Consider the following 19,734-nt stretch of genomic DNA (forward strand, 5'->3'; position numbering starts at 1 on the left):
TGCTGCGACCGGGCTGTCTTACACCGTGTTCATGACCCATTGGTCCGCTGTGCGAGTGCCTCACGGACGGTGGCACGCTCGCGGCAGGAGGCCAGGGTCCGGGGGTGGTCGGGGCCGTGGAACCTGCTCTGGTCGACGATCACCTCGTCGAGGAGGCGGAGTCCCTCCTCGAGATGTCCGTCCGACGCGAGGAACCTCCCCAGCTGATGACGGGTACTCAGCGTGCGTGAGTGCAACCCGAGGACACGTTGCTGGTCCACCAAGACGGCACGGAGCAGCTCAACGGCCTCCGCAGGCCGGCCGGTCCGGCCGGTCAGCACGGCTTCCTCGTAACGGCTGCTCAGTGCCCAGGGGTGAGCGGTGCCCAACGCGTCGACGAGGGCCGCGTGTACGCGGCGGGTCAGCGCGAGGGCTTCCACGGAACGTCCCGCGCGGCCCAGAGCCCGGGCGAGATCCTGCCGGGTGAGCCACACCTCCAGGTGCTGGGGACCGAGAACGTCCTCCATGTCGGGCAGCACCTCGTGAAACCGGCGGACCGCGCCCTCATGGTCACCGGCGTCGCTGGTGAACCGGGCCCGGGCACTCCGGGCAGCGAGTGTCTGCTCATGTCGGGGCCCCAGCAACCGTGTACGGTCGCCGACCACCCGTATCAGCACTTCGATCGCCTGGCCGGGACGGCCTGCCTCCGCCAGATAGCGGGCGATGTCGTGCCAGGTGTTCAGGGTGAGGGGGTGCTCATCTCCCCATGCGGCACGACGCTCCTCAAGCAGAGCCCGCAAACGTTGCACGGCCTCAGCCGGGCGTCCGGCATTGCCAAGAGCGATGGCATGGGCGTAGTCCGCATCGGCAAGGCCGTGCCGGCGACCCGCGTCGAAGGCTCTGAGAGCGATGAGCGGTCGCATCAGGTCGACGGCCGCCCAGCCGATGTCCACGCTGTCCTCCGGTGACGTCCGCTCCAACAGGGTCTGCCAGCTCGATTCGGGCACGGACGCCAGCTCGGGCAGATCGATCAAGTAGTCAAAGGCGAGATAGCCGCCGGTGTGCGGAACGAGCAAGCTGCTGGCACCCTGCACCGCGGACGTCGCCCAGGTGAACGCCGCCTCGACCGGCTCCGGCCGCAGGGCCAAGCCCCCTCGTTCTGCAAGGTGGTGCGCATGCAGCTCCACCAGCAGATCCCTGCTGACCGGGCGGTGCAGTCCCATGCGCCGGCAGTCGATCGCCGCCGACACCAGGGCGGCACCGCGAGGGTGCGTTCCCGGCTGCCACGCATGCCGCCAGTCGTTCACGAGCTCCGGCCCCGTGGCCAGCAACTCGGCCACACCGAAACGGTTGCCGGTGCCGCGAGCCGCCTGGGCCACTCGCGGGTCGGCCGCCGCCGACCTGGCGCGTTCCACCTCGGCCTGTGTCCACAAGCGCTCAAGCCGAAGGGGGTCGCCGGCCATGAGGAGTACCTCGCGCCCCGAGCGCCAGGTCGCCGCATCGGTGACCTCGCGCTGCCGGGCGCCGTAGCGGTCGTACTCCTTACTGCGCATGGAGGCGAGCAGTACAACGTGCCGGTTCGCACCGTCGAGCATGGTCCCCACCAGGTCGGTCGTCAGCCCGCCCACGCCGAGGAACCGGTCGAATTCGTCGAACCACAGCACGCACCGACGGACGTTCGCAGCCTCGGCCGCCACGGCTCCGAGGTCGTGGTCCGGCTTCACGAGGAACGCCTCGTGATCGGGCAGTGCCGCGCGCACCGCCTCGTAGGCCAGCCGAGATTTTCCCGCGGTCGACTCGCCGACGATCAGCACGAGTCCACCGAGCCGTAGTCTGTCGAGCAGGGCATGGAAACAGTCGCGCCGCACGAACTGCGGCAGTCTGTCGGTCCGGGACGGCGCCCCGTGTGGAGCCGCCGGGTGGATGCCGAGCGCGATCGGGTCGTTCAGTTCACCGACGAGGCACCGTTCCACCCGCCCCATGGGCGCAGGACCGGATCCGCCGACTCCCCGCCTGGCCAGCTGCCGCTCCGAGATGGTCCTCTGGGCATCGGCGGTGAACACTCCCGCCAGGGCAGCACCGGACGCCGCCAGCATCGCCGCCCCCCCCAGGACGGTAACCAGACGGCACCCATCACTGCTGCTGCGGCGCCCCCTACGGACGCACCGAGCAGCACCGCCCACGGACGCATCGATCGCCACAGCAATTCCGCCTCCGATGGCTGGAGATGGCGCAGCACAGCTGTCTGTCGGACTGCCATCCTCTCCACCCGGCGGACGAGCAGCCAGCCCCCTGAACCATGCGGCCCCCTCCAGGCTCCCGCGGCACGGCTGGACCACGCCTCTACAGTCTCGCTGAAGCGGCGCCCTGAGCTTGAGTTTCAACCTCGGGACATCAGTTCTTGGGCCTCGGCCGAGCGCCGGACCCCGCCGGCACTGCCTCTGGCTGCGTAGCTCACAACCGGGAGCGTTCGACGGCGGTTTCCGGGAGAGCTTCTTGATCGATGGCGTGGGGGTATTGCCGAGAAACAGCATCATGCGGTCGAGGCGAGGGGCGTCTCGGGGCGGCGCGAGGTCTGTCGGAGGTAGGGGGCAGTCTGGCCCGGTGCTGATCGATGGCCGACCGTAGGCGAAGGTGAGTTGCGTCGCGCTCTCTACCGGGACGAAGACGCCGCATCGGCCGGCGAGGTTGCGATCGACGGTCCGCAGGAGCCGTGTCGGTGTCCCGCACTACGGTGTTGTGCATGACCGACATCAGTTTCTGGACCTTGCCGCCAGACCGGATGGTTCAAGGCGGCGGTAGCCACTACAACATCACCGTCGTTCAGCCCCCGTTCGCGGTCCGTGCCGAGGACCTGCCGCCCAATGACCCTGCCGGCGCGCGAGCTTTCGCCGAGACGTTCCCGACCGTCGATGCGGTTGTTGAAGAGCTGGATCCTGTGTCTGCTTGCGAGATTCCCTATCTGGCGACGCGCGCCGACCTGGATGTGATCCAGGTGGGGTGCTGGGGCAACGTGATGGCCATATCGGATCCGGCGATGGTCGACGACGGCAATGGCACCCCGCTGCTGTACGCGGTGACCAAGCTGCAAGAGCGGTTCCCCGGCGCGCGGATCGTCGGCCGGGTCGAGGTGGACTGCGGCGAGTCCCATACCGAGGACATCATCCACCTGCCGGGTGGACCGATGTTCCACGCCTCGGGGTGGCCGACGATGGATCCGTGGGAGCTGACCGGTGCCCCTCATGCCGTCGCAGCCGCGCTGGGCATCAGCGCCGACGTCCTGGAAGAGCATGACATCGACTTCGATGCCGACCCTGGCGAGGTCGAGTGGGCTGACTTCGCCACCCTCGCGCTGGGTGAGGCCGACCCGTGGCCCATGGGAAGCCTCAAGACATCGGCCTTCCGCGTGCGGCACACCGAGTCCTACACCCGGACGATGGAGGAGCTGTACTTCATCGGTGGCTGACCAACTCGCGGGCCGGTACGGCCAGTTGAATTGCCGACACGGTCATCCATCTGGTTGATGCGCCGGCGCAACAGCAAGAACCCGTCCCGGTGGCCGCTGCGCGCCCCCAACGCCAAGTGGGACAAGATGGCCGTCCAGCGGCAGATGCCGAAGTCCTTCGACGGCGACCTCGCCGACACCGGATCCGACACCCCCATCGGCCTGATCTCCGGTATCGCCGCGGCGCTTGCCACAGCCGACGGCGCCCTCGTGTGTGGATGCGCCGCAAGCGCACCGCCCAGGAGTGGCCTGACCAGGCAGCACACAGGACGAAGGGCCGCACCCGCCCTGCTCGGGTGGGGCGCTTCCCCTTGCCCAACTGCCACAGCCGGCAGGCGAGATGGGATGATCAGCCGCATGGATCGCACACAGAGCGGGGCGTGGCTCGTCTTTCTCATGGTGATGGGGCTGGTCGGCGTGACCGCGGTCAGCAGCCAGGTTCACCTCCACGGCGCCTACGGGCTGCAAGCGGAGGGACCGGAGCCGTGGGTGGACTACAAGGGCTCCTACAAGCCGCAGGAATCGGCGGCATACCGGCGGGGCCCGAAGCCGGACGCCTTCTATGTCTCCTACGTTTCACCGGAAGACGGCGGCTGAGCCCCCGGGGTTCAGCAGGCTTCCCGCACGGCGCTGTGTCGGTGGCGGGTCTTGGGGGTGTCGGCGCCGTCGATGTCGTCACCGCGAGTGTCGATCGGTGTGCGGAGGGATCCGTCGTTCGTACCGAGCGACCAGGCGTCTGTCGAACCGATCCGTTCCTATCGGTCGGCCCCCCAGGATCAGACCTCGCCAGCCGCTGACTGTCCGTTTCGGCGGCCTCCTGCGTTGCACTGCGATCCGTAACTGCGGGTAAGTGATCAGTTTCACTCGGTATGGGACCCCGTCCGCGGTCCATGCCGGCCTCCCGACTGCCATCATCCCTACCGATGCGGAATTCAGTTGACTCCGCGCGGACCGAAATGACAGCGAAAACAGGGGTGTTGGCGTGAGATTAGCGTGGTCGCGGTGGGCTTTGCCAAGGCGGGCGGGCGCCGGCGCGGGTGCCGTTCCGAGCGGGCCGGGGGTGGCCCGTCGCTCGTTGGCGGCGAGGCGTTTCGCGGCGGTCGGCGCGGCCGCCGTGCTCCTCGGCCAGCTCCTCGGTGGGCACCCCGCCGTGGCGCAGACCAGCGCCTTGCCGGGATCGGCGTTCCCTCTCGTTCTCGACGTGGACATGACGCCGAATCCGGTGTGCAGCGGAGCCGTGCGCGGCCGGGTGGAGGTCTACGATCCCGCCGCGGCGAAGGCCGGAGCCACCGTGGAGTGGCGGGTACGCGCCGGTGAGGAGCAGCTGGCCGGCGGGCGCCTCGCCATGGCCGCCAATGTCGGCACGGCGGAGTTCAGTATCCCCTTCGACCGGGTGCCCGCGGCCGAGACCGCCCTACAGTTCGACGCCCGCATCGCCGCCTCGTCCGGCGGCCATGCATCCGGCCGCTATGGCAAGGTCTGGCGGGACACGATACGCCGGGGGTGCGACCCGGTGCGGGTGGCGTCCGTCGGCGACTCCGTAGTCTGGGGACAGGGCCTGGACCACGACCAGAAGTTCCCTTATCTGACAGGTCAGTTGCTCGGCCGTGAGACCGGCCGGGGCGTCCAGCACATGGACTACTCGATCTCCGGCGCGGTGCTCGACGCGCCCGAGCTGCCCGCGGGCAACGATGACGCGGCCTGTCTGCGCACGACGGAGAAGCAGGACCCGGACGGCGACGGGGAGATGGAGTTCGGCGAGGTCACCCAGCAAATGCCGGACGTGTTCTGCCAATTGGAAAAGGCGGGCGCGCAGGCGCGGGCGGGCGGCTACGGTCTCGATCTGGTCGTGATCAACGGGTGTATCAACGACCTCGACCCCTTCTTCGGGATCGGCGTCGGCATCACCCCCGGCTCGAGGAACCTGCCCGAGGCCGTGAAGCGCGAGTGCTCCGGCATCGGCGCGGCAGCGGAGAACCCGGCCAAGGACGTGCCCTACTTCAGCGGCGCGAAGGTCGGATACGGCGGACGCGGGATGCAGGCGGCGATCGAGAAGGCCCATTCCCTGCCGGGGCGGCCGAAGGTGATCGTGGCCGACTTCTACTACGCGCTGAGCCGCAGCAGTTCTCCGATCCCGGTGCGGACCTGTTCGACCCCGGGAGTCGCCGGAGCGCGGCTGACCTCCTGCAAGAGCGCCCTCGGCAGCGTGGCCGAGCGCTATGAGCAGTACACACAACTGGCCAATGCCGCCTACCATCAGGCGGCGACCGCCGCCAACAAGGCGTCCAAGGACGGTCCGTACGCGACTGCGGCCGACGGACTGTTCACCGTGGACAACGCCGTACTCACCCGGGACTCCAAGGTCTGGAACACTCCGGTGACCGACCCGGCGTTCCCGCTGCGTACTCGGGCCTGCCCCGAGCTGAGCGCGACTCCGGCACAGTGTCTGAGCGCGGCGGTCGGTCACCCCGACATCGAGGGCGCCCGGCAGTACGCCGATGCCTTTCTCCTCAACCCGAGTGTTCGCGAGTGGTTCCACCTCCCTCGGCAGGGGCCCCGGGCACAGCTGAACGTGCCGAAGAATGCGCCCGTCGGCAGTGAGGTGCGCATGTCGGTGACGGTGGCCGGAAAGCCGCCCGCCGCCGGGTACCGCTACCACTGGTACTTCGGCGACGGTACGCAGCGGGAGACGAGCGAGGCGGCCGTCACTCATGCCTACGACCGTAAGGGGCCCTGGCTGGCACGGCTCGTGATGACCGGTCAAGATGGAAGGAAGGTCCTGGTCGAGGCCGCCCGGGCCATCACCGCGGACTGAAGGCTCCGTCCAGCGGACTGAAGACTCCGTCCAAGGGGGGCGGCTCGCAGGTGCGGGCCGCCCCTCGGCCGTGCCGAGACCTGATTTCGCCGCATCGACGACAATCGGGACGCGGGCTGTCGTGCCGGGTCCGGCACCCTTCGCCGCCCGGTCGCCGGTGAAGACGGAACGGGACGGCAGCTGGGACCAATGGCGCCCGGCGCCCACCGGCATGCAGCCCCGCGGCCGGCCGGAGCCTCCGCCGCGCAAGATCCATCGGGTCTGTGGCACCCTCCCGTATCTCCCAGTCGTTCGCTCAGTCGATGATGTGGCCCAGGAGAAGGACGGCGCGTCCATGTGGTCACCGCACTTGTGCCGGGTGGCTCATGGCGTACGGGCGCTCCTCCGGCCGATTCGAGGCCTCGGACGCCTTCGGGGCGCACCCGGCCCTGGCGCGAGCGGGCAGAGAGCGGTGGGGTGGGCTTCCACACCGAACTGTCGGACGAGTGCCGCATGCCCGGCGCCGCCCCGCGGTGGCACCGGACGGTTCGGACAGGAGCAGCATGGACGGGAGGAGTGTGGGCATGGAGTTGGAGCTTCGGCACCTGAGAGTGCTGTGTGCGATTGCCGATGCGGGGAGCGTGGGCCGGGCCGCCTCGGACCTGGGGTACTCGCAGCCGGCCATGAGCACCCAACTCCAGCGTATTGAGCAGTACTTCGGCAATCCGCTGTTCGAGCGGAACACCTCGGGTGTGGAGCTGACGCGGTACGGCACGGAGGTCCTGGCTCAGGCCCGTGACGTCCTGGCCCGCGCGGCCGCGATCGGGCGCCGGCCGGCCGCAGGCGGTGCGAGAACGCGCCGACCTCTCCGCCTGGCCGCGACCAACTCGCCGGTCCTGGCCGGCATGCTCATCCGGCTTCGGGGCCGACTGCCCGATCTCGCGCTCACGGTGAGCAGTGTGTATCCGTCCTCGGAGATCGTCGAACTCCTGGAGCAAGGGGAGGTGGACGTCGCGATCGCCGCGGACTACCCGGGGCGTGAACTGCGGCACTCGGCCGCCGTGGCGCACCGTGGGATCGTCACCGAGCCGTCCTTCGTTGCCCTGCCGGCCGGGCACCGGCTCCGGCACTGCTCCGAGGTGGCGCTCGCCGACCTGGCCGACGACGCATGGTTTCTGACCCCGGACGACGGGGCCGGCTGGCCGGGAGTGTTCTACGCGGCCTGCCGGGCGGCCGGATTCACCCCGGCGGCGGTCCACGAATTCCTGGGCGACCAGCAGCAGTTACAGAACATGATCGCCGAAGGCATCGGAGTCTCCATCGTGCAAGCGACGCTCCGGCCGATCCCCGACGTCCTCGTCAAACCGCTGGTCGGCACACCCCTGTGGTGCCGTTATGTGCTGGCCTGGCGACGCGAGAGCCTTGCCGACGAGGTAGCGGACACGCTCTTCGGCTCCGCCGCCGCGGCATACCGGGCTCTCATCGCACAGTCTCCGCACTTCCGGACATGGGCCTCCCGAACCTGGAGCGTGGCCAGGCCGTAGAGCTTGGTTCGGCGCCCACCTCCTTGTCTTTTGGGCAACTGAGCTGTCCGGAACGGCCGTTCGGCCCGCCCGCCGTCAAGACCTTCGGCCGGGATGTTATGGCGTACTCGGCTCATGTGCTATGTCACACCTTATTGTCGGCGGTCAGTTGCGTTGAGAAGGTGCCACTCACGCCTCAGCTCGATCCCGAGGCGCATCTGTCCACGAAGGAGCATGGATGCGCTACCGCTTCCCCCCGCCCAGGTGTGTGGTCGGCGGACTGGCCGCCTGCGTTGCCACGGCCGGTCTGCTGGTTGTGCCGGCACAGGCGATGCCTGGTTCATCGGATGCCGCCCGGGCCGTCACCGCGTCCCGGACCACCTCCCACCCCGTACCACCGACCGGCCCGGCAGTCGGCGCGAACGAAAGGCCCGCACTGCAGGGCCGACCGCTCGGCGTCGCCCAACTCCCCCCGCTCAACGCGAAGAATCCCCCCACTTCTTCGACTGCGGCGGCACAACAGAAAGGCGGCGCGAAGCACGGTGCCGCGGCCTCCTGCAGCCCGTCCGACTTCGGCGGCCGGACCGGATCCGAACTGGTCACGTTCGTCAAAGCCTCGACCACGGAGTGCGTCAACACCCTGTTCAGCATCACCGGCAAAGACGCGCACGACGTCTTCCGCGAGGAACAGATGGTCACCATAGCCAACGCCTTCCAGAGCGGGGCGACGGCGTATCCCGGTGACAACTCGGACAATGTGTTGCAGGTCGTGCTGTTCCTGCGCGCCGGCTATTACGTGCAGTCCAACCATCAGGACGACGTCGGCGACTACGGCCCGACCCTGGCAGCGGCCAGCCAAGGCAGTCTGGACGCCTTCTTCGCCAACTCACACTCCAAGGACGTCACATCGGAGAACGGCGACGTCCTGAGCGAGGTCATCACGCTCACGGACAGCGCCAACGAGCAGGCCCGCTACCTGAACACCTACAAGGAGGTGCTCGGCGGGTACAACAGCTCGTACAACGACATCCCCAGCATGCTGGCCGCCGTCAACAACGTCTACACCCCGCTCTGGCGCGGGAACTGGAACCCCGACTACGTCAAGGCGGTCACGGCCGATCCGAGCATCATCGACACCCTCAACAAGTTCGCGCTCGACCACCTGGACATGCTGGGCACCGACAATGCCTACCTCGACTCCAACGCCGGTATGAACGTCGCGCGCTACGTCGAGCATCAGGCCCTCCGGGACAAGGTGCGGCCGCTCATGAAGGGCCTGCTGGACGCCTCGAAGATCACCGGCCCGACCGCGCCCATGTGGGTCACCGTCGCATCCCAGGCCGATTCCTACGACAAGGACAACTGCTCGTACTTCGGCGTCTGTGACCTGTCCGACCAGCTGACCAAGGCGGCGCTGCCGGTCACCCACGAGTGCGATGCGACGCACACCATCAAGGCGCAGGCGCTGACGCCCGACGAGCTCGAAGCCGCCTGCGCCAGCGTCCTGGGCCAGGGCCCGTACGTCCATGACCTGGTGAAGGACAACGGCCCGATCCCCAACCAGTACGAATCGACCATCCAGCTCGTCGTGTTCGGCAGTCGCAGCGACTACCAGACCTACGCCGGGGCCATCTTCGGCGTTGACACCAACAACGGCGGCATCACCATGATCGGGGACCCCACCAAACCCGACAACAAGCCCATGTCCATCATGTATCAGAGGAGCGACGACAACGGCTTCCCGGCCCGGATCTGGAACCTCAACCACGAGTACACGCACTACCTCGACGCCCGTGACGACATGAAGGGGGACTTCGGCCAGCAGACGTCGGTTCCGGACGTCTGGTGGATCGAGGGCCTCGGCGAGTACATCTCGTACGGCTACCGCAAGATCACCGACGACGAGGCGGTCACCGAGGCCGGCAAGCACACCTACAAGCTGAGCACGCTGTTCCAAAGCACCTACGACAACAGCGACGTGACCCGCACCTATCCCTGGGGCTACCTCGCGGTCCGGTACATGTTCGAGAAGCACCCCGAGGACATCGCCACCATGCTTGAGCACTTCCGGACCGGCGACTACGCCGGCGGCTACGCCGTCTACAACGATATCGGCACGCGCTACGACGCCGACTTCGACTCGTGGCTCACCGCCTGCGCGGACGGCGCCTGCGCCGCCAAGCCAGGGTCGACGACCACGCCTTCGGCGCAGCGGTCTTCGGCCCGACCGTCCACCTGACCGGCAGATCCACCCAGCCCGGCGGCGGCACCATCACCGCACAGTCGTGACACTTCGGTGATGGCACGTTCTCCACGGCCGCCAACCGTCGAAGATCTACGCCGCCGCCGGGAGGTACACCACTAGGGCCTGTCCGGCCCTGATCCGCCGGACAGGCCCTGGCCCGAAGATCGAGAATGCCCCGGTGCTGTCGGCGCCGGGGCATTCTCGATCTTCGGGCCAGGGCGGGGCCAGAAAGCGCAGCCGAGTTGGTGGCAGAGGGTAAACAGACCGATGGCGGCGCGGCGTTGGCGCCGCGGAGATCAGTCGCTGCGTTTGTGTTCCGCTGATCGAACAAAGCGGCATGATACGAACATGACTTTATCGACGGCGTTCACGGAGATGCTCGGCGTACGGCACCCGATCGCGCTGGCACCGATGGGTGGGTCGGCCGGTGGGGCGCTGGCCGCAGCGGTCTCCCGCGGTGGCGGGTTCGGGATTCTGGGCGGCGCCTACGGGGATCCGGAGTGGCTGGCACGGGAGGTGCCGGTCGTCGCGAGTACTGAAGGACCGTGGGGTATCGGATTCCTGACCTGGGGGATCGATCTCGCCGCGGTGGAGCTGGCGTTGAGCTACGGCCCCAGCGCCGTGATGCTGTCCTTCGGCGATCCGAGCCCATACGCGGAGCATGTCCGCCGGGCAGGGGCTCTGTTGATCGTCCAAGTCACCAACCTGGAGGAGGCCAAGCAGGCCGTGGATCTGGGTGCCGATGTGATCGTTGCTCAGGGAATCGAGAGCGGCGGGCACGGAGCCGTGCGCGGGCGGTCCACTCTGCCGTTCGTGCCCGCGGTGGTGGATCTCGTGGCTCCGGTGCCGGTGCTGGCGGCGGGCGGGATCGCCGATGGGCGCGGTGTGGCCGCGGCTCTCGTACTGGGCGCCGCCGGGGCACTCATCGGCACCCGCTTCCAGGCCACCACCGAGGCCCTGATCGACCCCTCGATCAGCCAGGCGATTGTCGAGGGGCGGGGGCAGGACACCGAGCGCAGCACCGTGCTGGACATCGCGCGCGGCTCCCGGTGGCCGTCGAAGTACCCCGCTCGCACACTCCGCCACCCGTACCTCGACCGCTGGCGAGGCCGGGAGGCCGAGCTCGCAGCCGACCCCCAGGTCCGCCAGGCGTACCAGGACGACGTGGCACGAGGCACCGTGCCACCGCTGCCGGTCTGGGCGGGCGAAGCCGTCGACCTCATCGACGACCTGCCCTCGGCAGAGGACCTGGTCACCGCCATGGCCACCCAGGCGCAGGACGCCCTGACCCGAGCAGGAGGCAACTGACCGCGCTTCCGTGCTGCCTCGGGCCGGCCGCGACCACTGTCGTCTTCGCCACCTGGCCCAGTCTCAACGGCGACTGGACCCTCGTCGTCCACCGCACGCTGTACGAGGCCGACGGCTCGACGGCTTCCCCTCCATGACGGCCAAGTGGTCGACAGGCGCCGGCTCCCCTGCGCGGTTCAGGCGAGCCGCTTCGCCACCGGGCGTGTTGTGTTCGGGATCGGCAAGGATGCGGCGAGCGACGAGCCTGATCACGGTGGAACACGCGGGTGCAGTTCGACGTGGTCGATTTCGCCGCCCATCGCAACCCGGACGTAGCGGAAACCCGTACGAGGGTTTCCCCTTGGGGCGTCCGGCCGCACGCGTCTTGACGGTGGTGTTTCGATTCCGGCGCTGGATGGCGCGCAGGTCCCGTTCGTCGAAGCCACGGACCGAGCTCGGGCCGGGTGATCGGGCCGTGGCTCCCGATACCTCCCGGTCGTCGGCCCCGCCGATGATGTGCCCGCCGACAGATGCTGCGGTGTCAGAACGACTTTCCGCATCCGTCATATGGGCGTTCGATCGGGTCCAGGTCCGTACCGTGCAATGACCGACGGCCGGATGGTCGCCAGTGTAAAAGCGACTCTGTGCGCATCTGCCCCCGGTCACCGACTGTGGTCCCCGCGCCCGTGGGGTTGGTCCCTGGGCATATGGCGTCCCGGCCTGAGACGCGCCCTGCGGGCTGTTGGTCGGCAGCCCGGTCGAGTTCCACCTGCTGGTGGTCTTCGTACCGCTCGCGCTGCAGGCTCACGCCCGCCGTGTCTGAGCGCCGCCCGGCTCGGGAGGTGACGCGGACGGCGACATGCGGCGCAGCCGCGCCGGGTCGGTCCGGGTCACGGCCGCTGTCACGTCCAGTTGCCAGCCGGTCTCGTACGCCTCGGCGAAGCGCTCGTCGCCGAGCGCGGCTCGGCTACGGCTACTCAGCGTGCGGACCTGCGGATCGGTGCGATCGTGGGCGCCGCGCAGACGGGCCGCCGCGCCGAGCAGGACAGCGACCTCGGGGTACCGCCCGTGCAGCGCGGCGAGGCCGGCCACGGTCACCGCTACCGTCGCCACGATCGGCATGTCCCTGCTGTCGACCGCCGCCACGTACGCCCGGCCCAGCGCCTCTTCGGCGCCCGGCCCGTCGCCGAGTTCGAGACAGAGCGCGCCCCGCATCGCGCCGACCAGTGCCTGCCCCTGGTCGCCTCCGAACATGACCTGCTCGGACAGTCCGGCCTCGAGCGACTCGACCAGCTCGCGCGCTTGGGGCAGAACGCCGGTTCGCACCCACAGAGCGGCTTCCCGCGCGTCGAGCAGAATGGCCATCTCGGGCGACGCCGAGCGCAGCACGCGCTCCCGGGCCACGGCGATCGTCTCAGCCGCCCGCGCGGGCTCATCGAGCCGCACGTGCAGATCGATCAGGCGCAGGTCGACGAAGATCTCGTCGCTGAGGCTGAGCGATCCGAACTCGCGGGCCAGCCGTTTGGCCTCGTTCAGATCGGCCAGTGCGCCGTCGAGATCGCCGTCGTACTGCCGCATCAGCGCGTGCAGGGGCAGCGCCTTGGCCAAGCCCCAGCGGTCGCCCGCTCGGGCGAAGCACTCCAGCGCGGCGCGCACGTCGCTGCGGACCTGGTCGAAATGGCCGTCATTTTCAGCGGATTGGGCCCGGACCAAGCGGGCCATCCCTGCCAGCCACACGTCGGGCCCGTCGACCAGCTGCTGGAGGACCGTCGGCGACACCTCCATCTCCGCCAGGGAGGCCAGCCAGACCGCGGTCAGCACGCCGCAGAGGCCCGGCAGCTCCCGATGGATCAGCAGCTCCGGACGGCTCAGCAGCCGGCCGGCGAGCGCCCGCAGTTCCCCGCGCCGCTCCTTGATCCATTCGTTGGCCGGCGCACCCCGGGTGGCGACGGTGTTGAGCGCCAGCAACCCCTCGGCGATGTCGCGTTTCACACTCGGCCGCGCGACCGGCAGCGCGACCGCCTCACCGAGCCAGTAGGCCGCGTCGGCGTGCCGGCCGAGCATCTGCCAGTACCAGATCAGGTCCAGCGCGAGCGCGATCGCGCAGGCGGCGTCGTCGCTGTCGCAGAGGTGGCGCAGGGCGGCGACCACGTTGTCGTACTCGGCGTGCAGCACGTGGAGTGCGTCGAGCTGCTCGGGGCCGCGAAGCAGCGGGTCGTGGCGGGCGACGAGCTCGGCGAAGTAGCGGGCTGCCAGGTCCCGCACGCTGGTCAGGGTGCCCTGCTCGACCAGGCGCTGCAGGCCGTACTCGCGGATGGTCTCCAGCATCCGGTATCGGCCGGTGTCCGGCGCGAGCTGCAGCAACGATCGGTCGACCAGGCCCGCGAGCAGCTCCGGGACTTCGGCTGCCGGCACCGCAGTGCCGGCACACACCGCGGTGGCCGAGGCCGGTGTGACGCCGCCGGGCAGGACCGAGATGCGCTCCGCGACCGCACGGGCGTCCGCGCCGAGCAGGTCCCAGCTCCACGCGATGACCGCGCGCAGCGTGCGATGCCGGGGGAAGGCGGTCCGGCTGCCGGTGGTGAGCAGGCGGAACCGGTCGGACAATCCGGCGGCCAGGCCGGCCAGCGAGAGCGTGCGCAGACGGGCCGCGGCCAGTTCGAGCGCGAGCGGCATGCCGTCCAGGCCGCGGACGACACGCAGCACCTCGCCGAGGTTGTGCTCGTCGACGTCGAACCCGGGCCGCACGGCCGCCGCCCGCTCGGTGAACAGGCGCACCGACGCCGTACGGCGGGCCTGCTCGACCTCCTCGTGCGGCTCGGGCAGGGCGAGCGGGCCGAGCGGGACCAGCGCCTCGCCGTCGACCGCCAGTGGCTCCCGGCTCGTGGCCAGCACCCGCAGCGCGGCGCAGCGGGCCAGCAGCGCCGCGATCAGGTGCGCCACAGCGTCGATCAGGTGCTCGCAGTTGTCCACCACGAGCAGGCTCTCCCGGCCGTCCAGCTGGTCCGCCAGCACGTCCAGCTCGCCGACCGGGTCGCCGCGCAGCTTGGCCGAGGCCTCGAAAAGCGCCGAGCCACGCAGCCCGATCGTGGTCAGCAGCGCCGCGCCGGCCTTGGCGGGCTCGGTGACAGAGGCGAGGTCGATCATCCAGACGCCGTCGCGGTACTCGTGCCGGTGGCGGCGGGCGGCCTCGACCGCCAGGCGCGTCTTGCCGGCGCCGCCGGGTCCGAGCACAGTCACCAAGCGCCCGGTGGCGAGCAGCGTGTCGATCCGGGCAAGGTCGTCGTCGCGGCCGATGAAACTGGTCAGCGGTGCGGGCAGGTTGCTCTGCCTGACCTGCTCGGCGTCGGGGGCGGGCCGCTCGGCACGCAGCAGGCGCAGGTGGCGTTCGCTCAGGGCGGCGCCCGGGTCGGCGCCGAGGACGTCGGCCAGGCGCTCGCGGATCCGCTCGTACAGGGCGAGGGCCTCAGCCTGACGCCCTTGGGCGGCGAGCGCGTCCATGAGTAACGCGGCGGCGCGCTCGTGGACGGGGTGCTCGGCAAGCAGTGCGGCCAGACGGGCTGCGGCCGCGTCGGCACGGCCCCGCGCCAGCTCGGCGTCGGCGAGGTCGGCGACGGCCTCGATCGAGGCGTACGCCAGCCGGGTCGCGACGGCGGGCGCTACCGCGGCGACGACCAGGGGCTCGGCGCCGGGACGGTCGCCCCACAGCGCCACGGCCTCGCCGAGCACGGCCACCGCGGCATGTGGGTCGCCGGCGCGCAGGTGGTCACGGCCTTTGCCGGCGAGCTGCTCGAACCGCAGCGCGTCCACGTCGGCCGCGTCAACGGCCAGCCGGTAGCCGCCCGCGAACTGCGCGATGTCGCCGGCCGAGCCGAGAGTCCGGCGCAGCCGCGAGACGAGGGCTTGCAGGGCGTGGGCCGGGCCGGCCGGCGGGTCCTCGGCCCAGATCGCGTCGATGAGGCCGCCCTGCTCGACCGCGTGCCCGCCGGCGAGGGCCAGCCGTACGACCAGAGCCTGCAACCGGGCACCTGGTACGGGCAGTTCGGTGTCACCGCGGGCCAGCTGAAAGGCGCCGAGCAGCGTGACACGAAGCCGCGCACCCCTGGCACCCCCGTCCATTCTCTGATCCTCGCACGCACACGGTCGGGTCCTCACATCAGGGCGGTGCCCGTGTGCCCTCGTGTCAACGCCGTGTGCGCACCGTGTGAGTGGCCCGCAGCAATCTTGGCGTGCCGCAAACAACCGGCTTCGGAAAGGGACTTCTCATGCATGACGTAGTGATCGTGGGCGCCGGCCCGGTCGGTCTGTTCCTTGCCTGCGAACTTGGCCTCGCGGGCTGCTCTGTCCTGGTGCTCGAGCGGGAGCCGGAGCCCGGCTCCCCGTGGCGGGCGGACCCGCTCGGGATGCGGGGCTTGTCCGCCGGGTCGGTCGAGGCGTTCTACCGCCGCGGAATGCTGCACCCACTGCTGACGGCGTCGGGCGTCCACGACGATCCCGGCCCGAACCCCGACGCGGACGAGCCGTCACCTCCTCGTGGCGTGGGCCACTTCGCCGGCATGGTGCTCGATCCGGCCAAGGTGGACCTCGCCGCCCTGCCGTTTCGGCTTCCCAACCCGGCGATGGACGGTGTGCTGACGAACCTCGAAGCGGTCGAGACGGTGCTGTCCGAGCGGGCTTCCGAGCTCGGCGTGGAGATCAGGCGCGGCGTCACGGTCTCAGCCATCACGCACGACGACGAGGGCGTGGTCGCACACGTCGGCGACCACGAGTACGCGGCGGACTGGCTCGTCGGCTGCGATGGCGGACGCAGCACGGTGCGCGGGCTCGCGGGCTTCGAATTCGTCGGCACCGAGCCGCTGTTCACCGGCTACGTCATGCTCGCCACCGTCGCCGATCCCGACGAGCTGAGCCCCGGGATCAACCTGACGCCGACGGGCATGTACCTCCGGATGCCCACCGAGGGGCACATCGGCATGATGGACTTCGACGGCGGCGCGTTCGATCGCTCGCAACAGCCGACTCTCGACCACCTCCAGGCGGTGCTGCGCCGCGTGTCCGGCACCGATGTGACGCTGAGCGACGTCCCTCTCGTCTCGAGCTTCACCGATCGGGCGATGCAGACGACGACCTACCGGCTTGGGCACGTCCTGCTCGCGGGCGACGCCGCGCACATCCACTCCCCCCTTGGCGGACAGGGACTCAACCTCGGCATTGGCGACGCCATGAACCTGGGGTGGAAGCTCGCGGCGACCGTGCACGGGTACGCGCCGGACGGGCTTCTCGACACCTACACCCGCGAGCGGCATCCGATCGGCGCTTGGGTGCTCGATTGGACGCGCGCCCAGGCGGTGGTGATGCGGCCGGACCCACATGGCCGGGCGATCCAAGGATTGATGCGCGACCTGCTCGGGACCCGTGACGGAACGACCCACGTGTTCGAGAAGGTGTCGGGATCGTCGATCCGCTACGACCTCGGCAGCGAGCAGCCGCTGGTAGGCCGCAACGCCCCGGACCTCCGTCTCGAAGACGGCACTCGCCTCGGCGAGCTGTTGCAGGACGGACGAGGCGTCGTGCTCGATTTCAGCTCCGACCGCCGCCTGCGCGATGCGGCGACGAGCCGACAGAGCCGCCTGCGTTACGCGGCCGGGGCGGCGAAGAACGACCTCGGACTGGGTGCCGTGCTCATCCGGCCGGACGGCGTCGTCGCCTGGGCGGGCGATCGCGACTTCGATCGGAAAGCGTTCGAGCGGGCCGCCGCCCAGTGGTTCGGCACTTCGGGAATCTGAGCCGCCGCCCCTGTTCCCTCCTGCTCCCCGTTGAACCTTCTCCTTCCCCCCAACCCAGCTTTCAAGGAGCACTTATGACGATCACCCTCCGCCCGGGAACCACTGTGATGTTCACCGGCGATTCGATCACCGACAGCCAGCGTCTGGAGAGCGAAGACGGCCTCGGGTTCGGCTACCCGCTGCGCGTTGCGGGCGAGTGGGGCTTCCGGCATCCGGACCGGCCCGTGACCTGGCTGAACACCGCGATCGCGGGCCACAAGGTGAGGGACCTCGAACCCCGGTGGCAGGCGGACGTGCTCGACGCGCGCCCGGACGTGGTGTCGATCCTCGTCGGGGTCAACGACATGGGCTGGCACACGCTGGACCCGAAGGGGTACGTGATCCCCGTGGAGGAGTTCGAAGCGGGTTATGACCGCCTGCTCGCGCCCCTCTCCGAGGCGGGCACGGAGCTGATCCTCATCGAGCCGTTCCTCCTGCCGATCCACGGCGTCGTCGAGGCCGGGGCCGGTGTCGCGCTCATCGGAGAGAAAGAGCGAAGGGAATGGCGCGCCGACCTGAACCCGAAGATCCAGGCCGTGCGGGAGCTCGCCGACAAGCATGGTGCCCATCTGCTCCCCGCCGACAGCATGTTCGCCGAACTCGCTGCGACGAGCGGACCGGAATACTGGGCCGAGGACGGCGTGCACCCGACGCCGGCCGGTCACGCCGCACTCGCTGCGGCCTGGCTGCGCCTGGTCGCGTGACCGTGTCGCGCGCTCACCCGCGACACCGGTGATCGCGAGGAGCTTCGCCGGTCGGCCCGCCGATGTTCCGGGCGGGGCGCGGTGTGGAGATCGCGTGCCTCCACACCGCGCTGCTGAACGGTCTTGTGGTCCCGGTGCGCCCAGACCTCGGCAGCAGGGCGGGCAGGGGCCGGACCCGAGCCCCCGTAAATCTGGTGGCAGAGCCGGTAGAGGTTGTGTTGAGGAGAGATGTTCTCCCCTGGCACGGACTCCAGAAGGCGGTTGTAGAGGGCCTTCCCAACCTCCTTTTCGTCGTCATTCCCTGTGGGAAAACGCTCAGTGTTGAGTGCGGCGTGGGGCCTGAGATGGGCACCGACATCCCGCTGGGGCCGACGGGTCAGAAGCTGCTGCCGCTGTGGGTCGTCTGAGGCTCCTGCCCGGCGGGCGTGCGATAAGTGGGCCGCCATGACTGAGCTCGGACCCGTCGCCTGGCCACCTGCCCCGATCAGGACAGAGCGGCTCGTGCTCCGTGAGCCCGAGGCCCGGGACCGTGCGGCGTTTATCGAGCCGGTGGAGCTCTGCACCCGGACCGCCAACGACCGCTCGTTGCGCCTCGCGGCGAAGCTGGGGTTCACCGAGGTGGAGCGGTTCGAGGAGTACGGCGCCGAGCAGTGGTTCGGCGTGTGGTCCTCGGTCACGCCGTCCGGTTGAGCTCGTGCCCGACAGCGCGACGGATCCACGAGGCCACCGATCGGTCGTCGGCCTCGGAACGGTGCTTGACCTCGTGGAGCACGTCGGAGGGAAAGCGTACGGGGATGGGCAATGTCAGCCGCGCTGCGCGCTGCTCAACCAGATGGGAAATGCCGCAGTCTCCGTGAAACAGTTGCCGGTCGCGAGGGTTGTTCTCCGCATGCGCGGATGGTCCCGAGGTGCCCACCCTCGGGGTGCGAAAGGCCGGCGGTTCCAACGCTCCGTGCCTGCGGGGATGGGCTCTGGCTTCTCCGTTTCGGGCACGCAGGGTACGGAGAATTCGCGGCCACCCCCAGGGCCGTCTTGGTCAGCCCAGGAAGCTCAGCCGGACCTGACGGTTGACATTGTCGACGTTGGTGTCGACCAGGCAAACGGACTGCCAGGTGCCGAGTGCCATGCGGCCCGCGACGACCGGGAGGGTCACGTGCGGGGGGACGAGGGCGGGCAGGACGTGGTCGCGGCCGTGGCCTGGGGAGCCGTGGCGGTGGCGCCAGCGGTTGTCGGCCGGGAGGAGGTCGTGGAGGGCCGCGAGGAGGTCCTCGTCGCTGCCCGCCCCCGTCTCGATGACAGCCAGACCGGCCGTTGCGTGGGGTGTGAAGATGTTGAGGAGTCCGTCCCGGCCCGGAGCCACCTCCCGGAGGAACGACGCGCATGCGTCGGTCAGGTCGAGCACGGTCTCCGTGGAGCCGGTGGTCACGTCGATGGTCCGTGTGGTGAAGCTGTCAGCCATGGGTCCATCCTCGCGCCAAGGCCCCTTCCCGGCGGTCAGGAGGGAGCCGGTGTCGTCCGTGAGCCGGGCTGTCAAGGGTCCGTGCGGTATGGCCGTTGTACATCGCGGCGAAGTTTGGGGCCGGGTTTTGTACGCATACGGCTCATGACGGGACACCGGGGGATCCTGCTTAACTACGGGAATGACCCCGAGAACTGATAGAGATCGGAAGCAGCCGCAGTTCGAACTGCGGTGTGGCGGGCTCCACTTGACCATTCAGCGATTCCCCGTGTGGCTGATCACGGTGGTCGCCGCCGCTACTGGCACCGGGGCCGCCTGGTGGACGAGCCGATAGCCCGAGACCATCGAATACCCAGACAGGCGAAGAGGGTTTCCCCTGGCGCGAATGGTGAACTCTACCGGAGCGTCGATTT

At 69.6% G+C, this 19,734-nt stretch carries 13 protein-coding genes; 10 read left to right on the forward strand and 3 right to left on the reverse strand.

Translation table 11 applies throughout. The features are described 5' to 3' along the window. Positions 1-29 precede the first annotated feature (29 nt). Positions 30-2,075, reverse strand: a complete 2,046-nt coding sequence (locus KI385_RS37885; protein WP_238576547.1) for a tetratricopeptide repeat protein — start codon at positions 2,073-2,075, stop codon at positions 30-32. A 647-nt stretch (positions 2,076-2,722) separates the two neighbouring features. Here KI385_RS37885 and KI385_RS37890 point away from each other — a divergent pair. The 6 genes from KI385_RS37890 (at position 2,723) to KI385_RS37915 (ending at position 11,354) form a co-directional block, all read left to right on the forward strand. Continuing rightward, on the forward strand, positions 2,723-3,445 hold the full coding sequence (locus KI385_RS37890; protein ID WP_238576548.1) for a DUF6333 family protein: 723 nt from the start codon (positions 2,723-2,725) through the stop codon (positions 3,443-3,445). A gap of 57 nt (positions 3,446-3,502) precedes the next feature. Beyond that, the gene (locus KI385_RS37895; protein WP_238576549.1) at positions 3,503-4,081 is read left to right on the forward strand and encodes a hypothetical protein; all 579 of its coding nucleotides are present in this window, start codon (positions 3,503-3,505) and stop codon (positions 4,079-4,081) included. Positions 4,082-4,559: 478 nt separating this feature from the next. Further along, positions 4,560-6,299, forward strand: coding sequence for a PKD domain-containing protein (locus KI385_RS37900; protein ID WP_238576550.1), 1,740 nt, complete (start codon positions 4,560-4,562; stop codon positions 6,297-6,299). 563 nt (positions 6,300-6,862) lie between these two features. Then, positions 6,863-7,822: a LysR family transcriptional regulator gene (locus KI385_RS37905; protein ID WP_238576551.1), complete on the forward strand. Its 960-nt coding sequence runs from the start codon at positions 6,863-6,865 to the stop codon at positions 7,820-7,822. A gap of 217 nt (positions 7,823-8,039) precedes the next feature. Next, a complete protein-coding gene (locus KI385_RS37910) occupies positions 8,040-10,040 on the forward strand; it encodes a collagenase (protein WP_238576552.1) in 2,001 nt (666 codons plus the stop codon). Between the two features lie 354 nt (positions 10,041-10,394). After that, positions 10,395-11,354 carry an NAD(P)H-dependent flavin oxidoreductase gene (locus KI385_RS37915; RefSeq protein ID WP_238576553.1) on the forward strand — a complete coding sequence of 320 codons (960 nt, stop codon included), beginning with the start codon at positions 10,395-10,397 and terminating at the stop codon, positions 11,352-11,354. A gap of 783 nt (positions 11,355-12,137) precedes the next feature. Here KI385_RS37915 and KI385_RS37920 read toward each other — a convergent pair. Then, the gene (locus tag KI385_RS37920) at positions 12,138-15,452 is read right to left on the reverse strand and encodes an ATP-binding protein (protein ID WP_238576554.1); all 3,315 of its coding nucleotides are present in this window, start codon (positions 15,450-15,452) and stop codon (positions 12,138-12,140) included. A 146-nt stretch (positions 15,453-15,598) separates the two neighbouring features. Between KI385_RS37920 and KI385_RS37925 the strand changes: the two genes are divergently transcribed. From KI385_RS37925 to KI385_RS37940, 4 genes are all read left to right on the forward strand, one after another. Further along, positions 15,599-17,119, forward strand: a complete 1,521-nt coding sequence (locus tag KI385_RS37925; RefSeq protein WP_238576555.1) for an FAD-dependent oxidoreductase — start codon at positions 15,599-15,601, stop codon at positions 17,117-17,119. Positions 17,120-17,193: 74 nt separating this feature from the next. After that, the gene (locus tag KI385_RS37930) at positions 17,194-17,862 is read left to right on the forward strand and encodes a GDSL-type esterase/lipase family protein (protein ID WP_238576556.1); all 669 of its coding nucleotides are present in this window, start codon (positions 17,194-17,196) and stop codon (positions 17,860-17,862) included. 83 nt (positions 17,863-17,945) lie between these two features. Continuing rightward, on the forward strand, positions 17,946-18,269 hold the full coding sequence (locus KI385_RS37935) for a hypothetical protein (RefSeq protein ID WP_238576557.1): 324 nt from the start codon (positions 17,946-17,948) through the stop codon (positions 18,267-18,269). A 37-nt stretch (positions 18,270-18,306) separates the two neighbouring features. Continuing rightward, positions 18,307-18,552 (forward strand): hypothetical protein, encoded by a 246-nt coding sequence (locus tag KI385_RS37940; protein ID WP_238576558.1) that lies wholly within the window; start codon positions 18,307-18,309, stop codon positions 18,550-18,552. A gap of 346 nt (positions 18,553-18,898) precedes the next feature. On the opposite strand, the gene KI385_RS37945 is transcribed toward KI385_RS37940, so the two are convergent. Further along, entirely contained in the window at positions 18,899-19,321 is a 423-nt protein-coding gene (locus tag KI385_RS37945; protein WP_238576559.1) for a YjbQ family protein, read from the reverse strand. Positions 19,322-19,734 lie beyond the last annotated feature (413 nt).

The organism is Streptomyces inhibens, assembly GCF_022221585.1.
GTDB lineage: Bacteria > Actinomycetota > Actinomycetes > Streptomycetales > Streptomycetaceae > Streptomyces > Streptomyces inhibens.